We start from the raw sequence: 12,234 nt of genomic DNA on the forward strand, positions 1-12,234 counted from the left end.
AACTTCAACTCTTTAAGAAATTAGTTTCTTTGGTATGTAAGTAAACTTTTATTATAATGTTCATAGTTTTATTCCTACATTCTGAGATATATTTTGAAGAAGTTAATACTATTTTGGAAACTGGACCATTTCAATATAATCATCTGTAACAAACTCATAATTATGATAATCGAAATCTTCCCAGTTTATATCTTCAAATGAATTTCGAGTTAGTGTAATTTTTAGACATTTTTATCTGATGTGTTTCCTATTGAATCCGTAATAGGGAGTTGCCAAAATAGAGCAGTTTCTTCTACGTCTGCATTTTCAAACAAACTTTGAAATACTTGATTGCTATCTTCTAATAATCCATTGGCTGTCATCTTAGCAGTGAGGTTTTCACTACCGGAAAGTGTAAGGATAACAATTTTATCGTCTTTAATATCGGTTCCCATATGCTCGTTGACCACTAAATTGAGGATTAAAGTCATTATCTTCGGTAGGGTGATATGTTATGTCATCTTCTAAGCTAACTGAAGAGCTTCAACGATTTTCCCGTCTTTACCAGTCCCTACTGGAACACCTGCCTGAATATTCACTGTCCTTGACACTTCTTTCAACTGGTGAATTACTTTCATTAAAGGCTGTTTTTTTAATGAAGTAAATCTTTTTGTTTTTGGGTGGAGTTAGTATAGTTTCATGGACACATTTTAGTTAAGTCCTTACAATGATTTTTGAGAGGATGTGTCCGTTTTGGAACGTAAGAATACAGGTAAAAAATATAATAATGAATTCAAGAAGACTATTGTAGATCTTTATCACTCGGGTAATTCAGTAAGAGAATTAAGTGGCGAATATGGTGTATCAGACGTAACTATTTATAAATGGGTTAAAGAATTTACCCCTATCGGTTTAGGGGAAGAGTCTATGACTCCGAAGGAATTAGCCGCCATACAGAAGGAAAACCTTCGGTTAAAGCAGGAAGTTGAAATCTTAAAAAAGGCTATGGCCATATTCGCGAAAAAATAACCGAGACAGATCTTACCGAATTTATCGAGGAAAATAGGAATCTATACCCTGTACAGAGAATGTGTGAAGTATTAGAAATCCCAAGAAGCAGCCATTATCAGTCTCTTCAACTTGTAGTATCCAATCGCGAACAGGAAAACAAAGAACTAACGAATAAAATTAATCTCATTTACCTAGAAAGCAAGGGACGGTATGGTGCTCCTAAGATACATCAAATCCTATTAACCAAAGGATTTTCCCTCAGTCTAAAGCGTGTTCAACGCTTAATGAGCAAGGCGAGTATTCGTTCTATCACGAAGAAAAAATACCGTCCTTATCCATCTAAAGAAAAAGTTATTCAGTTAGATAATTTGCTTAAACGAGACTTTACCACCCAGACCATTAATGAGAAATGGGTAGCTGATATTACGTATATCCACACGTTAAAAGACGGATGGTGTTATTTAGCTTCTGTATTGGATCTTCATTCAAAGAAAATAGTAGGGTATTCCTTTTCACGTTCTATGACGACAGAACTGGTCATAAAAGCTTTCGATAACGCTCACTCTTCACAAAAGCCCTCGGAGGGCTTAGTTCTTCATACGGATCTTGGCTCACAATATACAAGCAGTGAGTTCACTCAACATACTCAGAATCATCATATTAAGCAATCCTTTAGTCAGAAAGGTTGCCCGTACGATAATGCCTGTATTGAATCCTTTCATGCGATATTAAAAAAGGAAGAAGTCAACCACGTCCAGTATCTAGATTACCAAACAGCTAAATTAGCGATATTCCAATTTATTGAAGGTTGGTATAACCGAAAAAGAATTCACAGCAGCTTAGGATATAAAACTCCACAAGCCATTGAAGACCAAATTAGAAATGCAGCTTAAGATTTAACTTTTTTGTGTCCAAAATATTGACTCAAATCCAGGGTTCAATTTTGTAATTGGTAACCAAATGAAAATATTTGTTTTTTATGTGAATAAGTCGAAAATATATAAAGGTGAACAAAACCTTGTATATTTTCGACTTGATGCAAAAGTATCAGATTATCATTCACAACTGTACTTGAACTTAGGCTCTGTCTGAATATAAAAAGCATTTCTTACTTGTGCACTCCAATTTGCAAAGGCTGATCTCCATTCAGGAGTGCTAAAGAATTGATCTACAGTTTGAGTTTCAGAATGCCAAACTATAAATAGGTTGAGTGGGGCAATTCCTCCTGCCCAAATTCCATTATTTGCGTCAGTATCTTCTTCCCTTACTAATAATAAGGGTAGACCAAATTGAAAAGCCATTGAAGGTTCTACTTGTGAATAAACTGATCCTTCCCAGAACGGAGTGGATGGTGGAAGGGGTCCCTCATTGACGCCAACTGTCTTAATTTGAAAACGACGGAGGTTTACTGCCAACATTCCATAGCTTGATGAAACTAACCGACGAATATCGGTTAAAATGGATTCGGGATAACTTTCGCTTAAAGGTAATGTACGTGGAAAAAGCAAAGCATTCTCAATCTCAAAAATTAGACGGTTTAGAAACTGTTGTTGGTTATCATTTAAATGAGTTGTCGTACTTAAAAATATGGGAATACGATAAGCACGGTCAATACACTCTTGGTGTGCCGATCCTATTTTTGCTTCATCTTTGCGTAAAGAGCTATGCTCATTTTTACTCACTTTCACTTCATCCTTGCGTGAAGAGCTATCCTTATTTTTACTCACTTTCTCATCTCCTTTTTTTAATACTATTTAGAAAAGGAATAAGCTAGCTTGGACATTGTTGCCTTGATGGCAACCTTTTAGCCTTTAAGGCTAGTATTTTATCTTTTGGTTCTTTCTTTTTCCCTTTTGTTTTGATTCACCTCGAGATTTCACCTAATTTACCACGCTCTATTTGGATACATTTGGTGCCACTGTTGCCAAGAACCATGAGGATGGTGCTGATGCCACTGTTGCCAAGGTACGTAAGGATGTTGTTGGTGCCACTGTTGCCAAGAACCATGAGGGTAGTGCTGATGCCACTGCTGCCAAGGTACGTAAGGATGTTGTTGATGCCACTGTTCCCAAGTATTGTGAGGATGGTGCTGATGCCACTGTTCCCAAGGTACAAATGAGGAATGTGATTGTCCATTAGGCATTAAATTCACCTTCTTTTTTATTTATTCTTCATAGTTTATGTATTTTAGTTTTTAAAGAGCTTATCTCTACTAAATATAGGCGGTTTGCTGTTTTACAAATCAATTCTGATGTAGACTCAGAAAGCTTTGACCTATAGAGTTATCCGAAATTAATGATTGAAGAAATTGGAAAATTGAGGGAGAGGTTAAAAACCTTCTTCATACCGGGTGCTTTAGTTCCATTGTGTGCACTAAAGAAGTCCACAATAATAAGTGTTTTTTTTATTTGTTCAAAAACAACATCATGTTTATCAAAGACTAACTTAAAAAATGAAGGGATGTTTTGAAATGGCAAATTTAAAACGTAACATGATCGAATTGGTAAAAGAAGTGAAGGAAGGTGAAATTGAAACCGTAAAGTATCTCACACCTGTAAGGATAATCCCTTCTCATTAGTGAAGGGATGGATTTGATATTTGTACCTTGTTTAAGGTAAAGGGAATTGATACTGATATTATTCGTGAAGACTTGCTGGAAGAGATGGAGTGAAACATAATGCCTTTCATGATGCTACGGTAATTAAGGACTATTATGAGGAAATAATTAATCGGAGCTTAAAAAAAGATGACCCCGGATTACATTGCCGAAGTCATCTTATAGCAGCCTTGAATCTTTAATTAAGCTGTCTACTTTTGATCATACAGTTCACAAACAACAGTCGGTTTTTTTTATTTTTTAAAGTCGACCAACTTTTTTCAAGTTTATTATAATAGAAACAGTGAGATAATGCCCAAGTATTACTAACGACAGCCACTGGTCCTGCAATTTGCCAATGCTTTTTTCGCTGTTGCCCAAGAAATTACTTTCCCTGCTACTAATGAACTACCACTAAATGCAGAAATAATCCAACCAACCCTGGTTCCATTCTCAGTACCTCTAATAGAATCCACATTATTTGCATATGTGTTAAAAGGTTTAGAACTCGCTAATTTAGCAGTTTTATTTGGTTCCTTTAGATAACGAGCAGTACCTATACCAGTAGTGAAATTCTTAGTGTAACTAATGTTCAATACTGTAATCATTGATTTGTTACCACTTGTAGAAGTAAATGGATAAAAACCACTGACTTCTTCCTGTGTTTCAGGTTCTGGTATTTCTTCGAAAAGAATTACATCTTGATCTACTATTTTATCGTTAGTAAGAGTTGTTGAAAAGTCTTGTATAAGTTCGTGGTTGTCTTCATTATAAACTTTTGTGTGTAATTGTTTCCGTTGTTTCTATATACCGTGTTTGAACACCCAAGATTGTCAACATGTACTCAGATTTTTCTTCAGTATCCGTAATAATCTCCATATCATCTTCAGGTATAATTGTTGAACAGAGATTGCTAATGCTGTGTTACTCGGAATAAAGAATGCTAGACTTCCTAAAAGTAGGATAAAGCTCATTAAAATTAATGTTATTTTCATCTTTTTTTTAAAATATCCCTTTTTATGTTTATTTAGTTAGGTAATGTGTCTTAGACTAAAATACTATTGATCTATTTTAAAGGAAATAAATACATAACAGTAAAAAAATAGAATTAAAGAAAAAGTGAAAAATGTTAGAATTCCAATTAAAAAATGAGCGTATAGTGCAAAAATCATTGAAAGGCTTGATAGTGCACTGATTAAGAAAATGTTCACCCTATGCTTATTTTTATAAAACAAACTAAAAATAATTGATAAAAAAAACAATATACTGGCCAAATAAAATACAAAATCCGCCGGGTAACTTTTTTGGTACCGGACAACATACCAATAAAGAAGTACAACAAAAAATATTTTTACAAACTTGAACACAAAATCTCTCCTTCTATGTATTTCATAAGTATGAATTATTATCTTTTTCGTAAAAAATGGTCTTTTGATTTCTTTTGAAAATCACTATTAATTCCATATAACCCATAATTAAGAAATGAGATTAATGGTAAATATAACATATATTCCTGTTAGGGAAGGTACTCTATATATCTGTACATAACAAATACACTAGACATTATATTGAATTGATTGAATTTTTTGAACACGAAAAAGTCAAATCTTAAGCTGTATTCCTAATTCGATCTACTATAGTCAGGTGGGCTTTCTATTTTACTAATCGTCCAAAGTTCTTCAACTGTTTTATTCTGACCACCAACTAAAAGTAAAAAGGTGAAATAACCTAAAAGAAATTTGCATACAGGTTATAGAAAACCCTGTTAAATAAGCCTTTATGTATCTATCTAAAAAAAAACGAAAGTCGAAGATATGTTCCGCACACAAGTTCACCCATGGGAACGCGAACAATATATGTCAATGTATTAATAGTTTCAAAGCCTTGGTATTACTGAGTTTCTCAGTTACCAAGGCTTTTTTTTATTTTAATGATATTAGAGTGAACAAATTGATTGACCACTTGTCATACTATGTTGAGGCATAATCCATATATTTTAAATATCCATCAACACTTTTTTCTTCGAGTTTTCTTTGACCGTGAGCATAGACAGCTGCTGTTGTTTGAATTGATTTTGTAGCGCGCAACCCTGTGTCATGGGTAGCATTCAGGGCGCAACTAATTTCTGGAGCAGCCTGTAACTACCCCCATTGGATTAACACCACGAGTTCCGCCATCGCCTATATTTTTTGGTTTAAATTTGCCCAATCTTAAATAATTCACCAGCAAACCATAATACCATGTTCTAAAAAACAAATGGTTTTATTATAAGGAGAAGAATATTATGGGTAGGGACTCGAAAAGGGAGTTATGTAGTGAATTTGCAAGGATTCTTGACGGTGATGCAAGTTTAATGAATGGAGTATGTTTAGTTCAAAGATTTAGAGACATCCCCTTTAGAATACTTGGAAGGAGAACTAATTCACCGTTAGTAAACCCTCAATTTTTCAGCTTTGAGAATTTAGATAGTAAAGGAAATGCACTAAATCTAGGGGAAACAGTACTACTCCAAGAAGAGGTAAATCCATTGTTAACAGAATTAAGAAAAAGGGATATTATTGTAACAGCAGTTCATAATCACTGGTTGTTTGAAAATCCTAGAGCCATGTATATGCATTTTGAATCAATCGAACCACCACTGGAATTTGCTCGGAAAATTCGAGAAGCATTCAAAGTCTTAAGAGATTAAGTTGAAAAAAATTTAATCAGTAGATGATATAAGTTAATTTGCAACAGGTGTTTCGTTCTAGATTCAAAAGACCGTTTGAAGTGTACCCTTTATAAAGGACATTTTAAAAAAAGCTAGGCAACTTGAAGGAGATGCTGTCTGTATTTTTCAGGAGGCATCCTTTTTAGGTTCCATTGTCCTCGATAATGGTTGTAATAGATCATATAACTTTTTACTGATGGAGGATTGAATGAATAATGCCTGGGCACTATAACTTTGAAAGGAGTGTGCTAATGAAAAAAGAAAATCGCTCATCTGTTGAACCTACAATTGCAGAAGGAATTAATACAGAAGATGAATTGAAAAGAGATGCTACTAAAGAAGAGATTGACAAAGGCGATTACACGGAAGTAACTACTTTGTCTTTTGATGAGAACGATCCTAGTTAAACACCGTTTCCCGCGGTGTTTTTATTTTGGGTAAGAAAGGTGAGTTCCTAAAGATTCGAAGAGTTAGGACTTTAGATTTATTTAACCAGGCCTCTAAATTAATTAATGTTGCTTTCATGGCAAATCCTATGTTTAGTCAGCCAAGGAGCCCATATGCTGAAGAACTGTTCGACACAATTATGGATGAATATTTGGATCTGGAAGGTGACCCATCCGGACTACCTGAATTCACGGCCAAAAGGATGAATCTTCCTTAAGAAGATAATATGGTTAAGGTAGCAATCCTGGGAAGATATCCAAGCGACTAATAAGCCTATTCCATATGATCGACTAGAAAATAAAACATGTTTAGGTGCAATTGATTTCTCATTCATAAAAGACTTTACAGCATGCGGTGTTTTATTTAAGGATGGTGAAAATTATATATGGGAAAGCCATCAGTTTGCAAGACGTGATTTTATCAAAGAAGCAAAATTAAAACCTCCAATATTTGAGTGGGAAGAGGATGGGTTGATTACATTATTGGATGAACCCGTTATTGATATCAGTTATATGGTCAATTACTTTTGTGAAATGAGAGAGAAATACGGGCTAAATACTATTGTTGGAGATACGTTCCGTCTGGATATTGTAAAAACAAGCATTAGAAGAAGCGGGGTTCAAAGTTTTATATATACAAAACCCTCATGCAATCTATGCAAAACTTGCTCCTAGAATTGAAATCCAGTTTGCCTAAAAACGTATTATTTTTGGAGATAATCCATGAGGTGAACACAAATAACATTTTTGTAAAAGTTAAAAATGGTGGAAGTAAAGACTTTGTCAAAAAAGATGAAGTTAGGAGAAAGACAGATGGATTTTCAGCTTTTGTCTGCGCTCTGTGGCAAGCTGATCAAATACTAGTTGATGATGTGGACTTTTTAGTGGGTGATATAGAATATTAATAGGCTCCGTAAAAGGATGTTGTTAATTATCTTGTTGAACTTTCGGGGTAGGTTAGTTGCATAATGGATCTGGAAAACTAAAGAAATTATACTCTTAAACATAAACTGAATTCATCGGAGGAGAAATATGGAATTATTTGTTGGGATAGCTCTTATACTTATTGTATTTTTTTCTTCAAGTATTATTGAAAAAAGATTAAAGAATATAGAAAAACAAAACAATCGTGTAATAGAAATTTTAGAAGAAATTAGAGATAAGAAATAAATGTTCTTTAACTAACAGTTTTCTCTTATGGCACAAACGGGGCAGGTTAGTGGAAGAAGGAAATTCCAATCTCTGAATTTTTCTTCATAGTATTAACTCTCAATTCATACAATTTATAATCTTCAAAATTATGCAACGGGAGTGGAATACATGGGATCTAGAGAGTTAACAGGACGAGTAATTTTCAAAGGAGACCCTGGCTATAAAGAAGCCATTAAGAATTGGAACCCTTATGTTGATACTTTGCCTCTTGTCTTTGTTTTTGCACAAAATACCCTCGATGTAAGTAATGCCATTAAATGGGCTCGTAAGAATAATGTACCCGTGCGTGTTAGAAGTGGTCGACATGCTCTTGATAAGAACCTCTCAGTAGTAAAGGGAGGAATTGTTATTGATGTAAGTGACATGCAAAAAGTTCACTTAAATAAAAAAAAGGCAATTGCAACCGTCCAAACAGGAATTCACGTAGGCCCGCTTGTAAAAGGATTAGCTCGAAAAGGTTTTATGGCTCCGTTTGGAGACAGTCCAACCGTTGGCATCGGAGGAATTACGATGGGCGGTGGATTTGGAGTGCTCTCACGATCGATTGGTCTTATAAGTGATAACCTCCTCGCACTGAAAACGGTGGATGCAAAAGGCAGGATTATTCAAGCAAATAAGGACTTAAATAAGGATTTATTTTGGGCTTCTAGAGGCGGAGGAGGAGGTAATTTTGGATATAATACCGAATACACGTTTAAAGTTCGTCGTGCCCCTAAAACTGCAACCGTCTTCAATATCATTTGGCCGTGGGAACAATTGGAAACGGTATTTAAAGCTTGGCAAAAATGGGCGCCGTTTGTTGACGAACGATTAGGGTGCATACTTGAGATTTTCAGCAAAGTAAATGGTTTGTGTCATGCAGAAGGAATTTTCCAGGGTTCAAAAAATGAGCTGATTAAATTATTGGAACCTTTAACAAATGTTGGAACCCCGACACAAATAGTTATAGAAACATTATCCTATCCAGACGCTATAGATTTCTTAGACCCTGACGAACCAATCCCTGGTAGATCTGATCAGAATGTTAAATTCTCCTCGGCTTGGGGACTTAATCTTTGGACGGAAAGACCCATTTTCATCATGAGACAATTTTTGGAAGAAGCCACTGGGACAGAATCCAATTTCTTTTTTATAAATTGGGGTGGTGCTTTAAGCAGGGTACCTAGCAACAAAACAGCCTTCTTTTGGCGTGATCCATTGTTTTATGTGGAATGGACTGCTAGTTGGGAAAATAAATCACAAGAAGCTATGAATCTTGCATCAGTTGAAAGAGTACGTCAGCTGATAAAACCATATGTAACCGGTTCATATGTTAATGTTCCAGACCAAAATATTGAAAATTTTGGAGAAGCATATTACGGCTCAAACTTTGCAAGGCTTCAAAAAGTAAAGGCGAAATATGATCCCAAAAATTTATTTCATTTTCCACAGAGCATACCACCATCTTTTTAAATAGTTTATTCGTTGTGTAAAACAAGATAAAATCCCTGCGTCTTGAACTGCACCTCATTTGTTAGACACCATCTAACAATGAAGTGCTCCCTGTCAAGTAGACAGTGGAAATAATAAAAATGCTTTACACGGCTTGATCCCTAAATTCCAAGGGGCTCAAGCCGTCTAATTTTTCTTGATAGCGCTCTGAATTATAAAACGAAATGTATCCTACAATTGCTATTTTTAGCGCTTCATATGTATCATATTTATTTAAATAGTATTTTTCGCATTTGAGCGTACCCCAAAAAGCCTCGATTGGTCCGTTATCAATACAACGTCCCACTCTAGACATACTATGTACCATCTCGGCATCATCTATCATCCGTTTGAAAAGTTTTGAAGTATATTGATAACCACGATCGCTATGAATAAGTGGATGCTCATCCTCTTTTAATTTTTGTATGGCTGGTGTCATCGTTTGAAATACAAGTTTATTGTTATTCGAATGCCCTAATACATAACTCACAATCGAATTATCGTATAAATCAATAATGGCGCTTAAATAAGCCTTTTTGCCATTCCCATATTTAAACTCCGTGACATCTGTACACCATTTTTGATTCGGTTGGTCTGCTTTGAACTTGCGACTGAGTATGTTTTCTGCTACATAATCTGGATTCGATTTACGATATTTTTTTCGTTTTCGACGAATCACCGATTTTAATCGACACATTTTCATCAAACGATAAATACGTTTTTTATTTACCTTCGGTAAATCTACTTTTTCACGCTGACGATTGATTGTAAGTGTGATGCGACGATATCCATAAATCCCATCTACTTGTGTATAAAGGTACTGAATTGATTCTAGAAGCTGTTCATTCTCGATTTCCCGTGCTGATGGCTGACGGTTCAACCACTTATAATAAGCAGCACGTGCAACATCGGCAATTTCACATAATAAAATGATTGGCAGTGCTTCCTTCGCTGCTAATTCTTGAATGGCAATATAACGGTTATGTATACAACTTTTACTTAACGACGCCTCCTTTCGATTTCCTCTAACTTTTTTAAGAAGAGATTTTCTGCACGTAATCGTTCATTTTCACGTTCCATGCGTTGAATTTCTAAACGAAACTTGTCTTCAGTGCTTAACTCTTCTTCTAACTTTGTACGTCCACGGCGATCTTGTAAGCCTAATTCCCCGTATTTTTCGAATTTTTTTACCCATTGATATATTTGTTGGTAAGAAACCGCATATTGTTCAGCTGTTACTTGATAACTTTTATCGTTGGCAATACAAGCTTGTGCTATTTCAATGCGCTCTTGTACTGTTGTTTTTCTACCTTTAGTCATAGTTTGGCTCATTCCTTTACCCGAATCTTTTAATTCACTATGACTAGTATACTTTTTAATCCAATTTCGCAAAACGGATGTACCGGAAAGTCTATATTTTCTAACGGTTTCTCTTAATGAATAACTTCCTGAAATATAGTCTTGAACAGCTGCTAGCTTTAATCCTTTCGGATATGTATTATGATTCTCACTTCTATTAAGACTATCCTCTCCAAAAAACAAGTAATTATTTTGCCAATCTTTGATCGTTCTAGAATCAACTTTATACAACTCGGCCACCTCATTAAGAGTGAATTGGCTATTTTCATAGAAATTTAGAATCTCTAATTTTTCTTCTTTTGAAAAGCTATATTTTCTCATAAAAAAACCTCCCCAATAGGCAAACAGATTTTATTTTTTAATCTGTCTACTTATTGGGGAGCGTATCACAAATGAGGTGCAGTTTTTGTTCTCTTTTTATTCGAAAATCAGCATTTATGGATTAACAAAGCCTTTTTAAAAAGGAGGTGAGATATTGGGAAAGGTGAAATTAAAAGGCATGAGCCCAGTAGATTACCGGGTTCATGCCCTCAAGGCTGCCTAATTAAATAAAGTGTCTAACTTTTTGAGTTCACTTCAATTAGGGTGGTTTTTATTGTGAAAAGGAATATAAAAGGAGACTGTCTCATATTTCGTTTTTGGCTTAGAGCCATCTCTTTTATCCATATGTTGAATCAAATCCTGTAAGTTTATTAGCATTCGGATAGTCTTTTGCATATTTGATCGCCCAATTTGCTGCTTTTTTTGCTTTATCGGAATCATTAATTCGAATTATTTTTGTATTATCATACCATTTAAACCAAGTACTAAGACTAAGATTTTTAGGATGAGATTTTTCATTTTTAATAGAAACAAAGTTTGTGCTTGAAACTACAATCCCTGCATTACCCACAAAACCACTATTTGATGAGCTATTAGTGATTAATAGATCACCAGCTTTCGTTTTTATTTTAGAACCAGGATAATAATAAGTAGATGATGTTGCTGCTGTTGCGAATGTTGTTCTTTACAGTGGGCTTGTTTGGGTCATGTTGGAAACAATATTGCCTTCCAATATATTATCTTCTATAGAAGTTAAGGCTTTATTATCTTTAGTCGTAGTTAATCCATAATCCTCTAATTCTTCAATGTCAGAGTCTGGAGTTAAAATATCTACTTCGTCTTTAATAAGAGTTTCTTGTTGGGAATTTTCTTCAGATAATAATTCGAAATATTCTTCGTACGTCAAATCATTATACATTACCCCAGTATTTTGTAATGACTGAAACTCCTCCAGTGAAAATATGAAATTTTCGTCAGAAGCGGAAGCAGACTGATGAAAGAAAGATAATACAAATAATATCGAAAACATTGAAACTATAAAAAACTTAAATTTACTAAAAACTGTATCTTCCATTTATTGTAATTCATGATGTTACTGTAATATAATAAACAAAAAGAAAGGATTTAGG

15 protein-coding genes and 1 pseudogene are annotated in these 12,234 nt (G+C 34.7%); 9 read left to right on the forward strand and 7 right to left on the reverse strand.

Translation table 11 applies throughout. The features are described 5' to 3' along the window. Positions 1 to 221: 221 nt before the first annotated feature. Positions 222 to 434, reverse strand: coding sequence for a hypothetical protein (locus UP17_RS08595; RefSeq protein WP_061462539.1), 213 nt, complete (start codon positions 432 to 434; stop codon positions 222 to 224). 59 nt (positions 435 to 493) lie between these two features. On the opposite strand from UP17_RS08595, the gene UP17_RS27420 reads away from it, so the two are divergent. Both UP17_RS27420 and UP17_RS08605 read left to right on the forward strand, forming a co-directional pair. Then, complete coding sequence (locus UP17_RS27420; protein WP_155727272.1) at positions 494 to 643, forward strand: hypothetical protein; 150 nt, start codon at positions 494 to 496, stop codon at positions 641 to 643. Between the two features lie 89 nt (positions 644 to 732). Next, positions 733 to 1,883, forward strand: a protein-coding gene (locus UP17_RS08605) for an IS3 family transposase (protein ID WP_434218677.1) whose coding sequence is annotated in 2 segments (ribosomal slippage) — positions 733 to 982 and positions 982 to 1,883 — 1,152 coding nt in all. Because the reading frame shifts where the segments join, the coding sequence is not laid out codon by codon here. A gap of 162 nt (positions 1,884 to 2,045) precedes the next feature. Here the strand turns inward: UP17_RS08605 and UP17_RS08610 are convergent. Further along, entirely contained in the window at positions 2,046 to 2,672 is a 627-nt protein-coding gene (locus UP17_RS08610) for a hypothetical protein (protein ID WP_061466032.1), read from the reverse strand. Between the two features lie 217 nt (positions 2,673 to 2,889). Between UP17_RS08610 and UP17_RS28460 the strand changes: the two genes are divergently transcribed. Further along, entirely contained in the window at positions 2,890 to 3,129 is a 240-nt protein-coding gene (locus UP17_RS28460; RefSeq protein WP_061462540.1) for a hypothetical protein, read from the forward strand. Positions 3,130 to 3,912: 783 nt separating this feature from the next. On the opposite strand, the gene UP17_RS08620 is transcribed toward UP17_RS28460, so the two are convergent. Next, positions 3,913 to 4,194, reverse strand: a complete 282-nt coding sequence (locus UP17_RS08620; protein WP_061462541.1) for a hypothetical protein — start codon at positions 4,192 to 4,194, stop codon at positions 3,913 to 3,915. Between the two features lie 1,676 nt (positions 4,195 to 5,870). On the opposite strand from UP17_RS08620, the gene UP17_RS08630 reads away from it, so the two are divergent. Then, on the forward strand, positions 5,871 to 6,275 hold the full coding sequence (locus UP17_RS08630) for a DUF1259 domain-containing protein (RefSeq protein ID WP_061462543.1): 405 nt from the start codon (positions 5,871 to 5,873) through the stop codon (positions 6,273 to 6,275). A gap of 113 nt (positions 6,276 to 6,388) precedes the next feature. On the opposite strand, the pseudogene UP17_RS29485 reads toward UP17_RS08630, so the two are convergent. Beyond that, positions 6,389 to 6,508: pseudogene (locus UP17_RS29485) on the reverse strand (IS3 family transposase); the annotation flags it as partial. A gap of 39 nt (positions 6,509 to 6,547) precedes the next feature. Between UP17_RS29485 and UP17_RS28235 the strand changes: the two are divergent. The 5 genes from UP17_RS28235 to UP17_RS08645 all read left to right on the forward strand — a co-directional run bounded on the left by UP17_RS28235 (position 6,548) and on the right by UP17_RS08645 (position 9,406). Further along, a complete protein-coding gene (locus tag UP17_RS28235) occupies positions 6,548 to 6,703 on the forward strand; it encodes a hypothetical protein (RefSeq protein ID WP_167555974.1) in 156 nt (51 codons plus the stop codon). A gap of 26 nt (positions 6,704 to 6,729) precedes the next feature. Then, complete coding sequence (locus UP17_RS08635) at positions 6,730 to 6,960, forward strand: hypothetical protein (RefSeq protein ID WP_061462544.1); 231 nt, start codon at positions 6,730 to 6,732, stop codon at positions 6,958 to 6,960. A 510-nt stretch (positions 6,961 to 7,470) separates the two neighbouring features. After that, positions 7,471 to 7,647, forward strand: a complete 177-nt coding sequence (locus UP17_RS08640) for a hypothetical protein (RefSeq protein WP_155727273.1) — start codon at positions 7,471 to 7,473, stop codon at positions 7,645 to 7,647. Between the two features lie 127 nt (positions 7,648 to 7,774). After that, the gene (locus tag UP17_RS28240; protein ID WP_167555975.1) at positions 7,775 to 7,912 is read left to right on the forward strand and encodes a hypothetical protein; all 138 of its coding nucleotides are present in this window, start codon (positions 7,775 to 7,777) and stop codon (positions 7,910 to 7,912) included. A gap of 150 nt (positions 7,913 to 8,062) precedes the next feature. Further along, complete coding sequence (locus UP17_RS08645; RefSeq protein WP_061462546.1) at positions 8,063 to 9,406, forward strand: FAD-binding oxidoreductase; 1,344 nt, start codon at positions 8,063 to 8,065, stop codon at positions 9,404 to 9,406. Between the two features lie 124 nt (positions 9,407 to 9,530). On the opposite strand, the gene UP17_RS26250 is transcribed toward UP17_RS08645, so the two are convergent. The 3 genes from UP17_RS26250 to UP17_RS08665 all read right to left on the reverse strand — a co-directional run bounded on the left by UP17_RS26250 (position 9,531) and on the right by UP17_RS08665 (position 12,179). Further along, a protein-coding gene (locus UP17_RS26250; protein WP_155727228.1) for an IS3 family transposase occupies positions 9,531 to 11,104 on the reverse strand; the annotation gives its coding sequence in 2 pieces (ribosomal slippage) (positions 9,531 to 10,462 and positions 10,462 to 11,104; 1,575 coding nt in all). 337 nt (positions 11,105 to 11,441) lie between these two features. Then, a complete protein-coding gene (locus UP17_RS08660) occupies positions 11,442 to 11,675 on the reverse strand; it encodes a hypothetical protein (protein WP_061462547.1) in 234 nt (77 codons plus the stop codon). Positions 11,676 to 11,789: 114 nt separating this feature from the next. After that, complete coding sequence (locus UP17_RS08665; RefSeq protein WP_061462548.1) at positions 11,790 to 12,179, reverse strand: hypothetical protein; 390 nt, start codon at positions 12,177 to 12,179, stop codon at positions 11,790 to 11,792. Between the last annotated feature and the right edge of the window lie 55 nt (positions 12,180 to 12,234).

Origin of the sequence: Peribacillus simplex (assembly GCF_001578185.1) — a bacterium.
Taxonomy (GTDB): Bacteria; Bacillota; Bacilli; order Bacillales; family DSM-1321; genus Peribacillus; species Peribacillus simplex_A.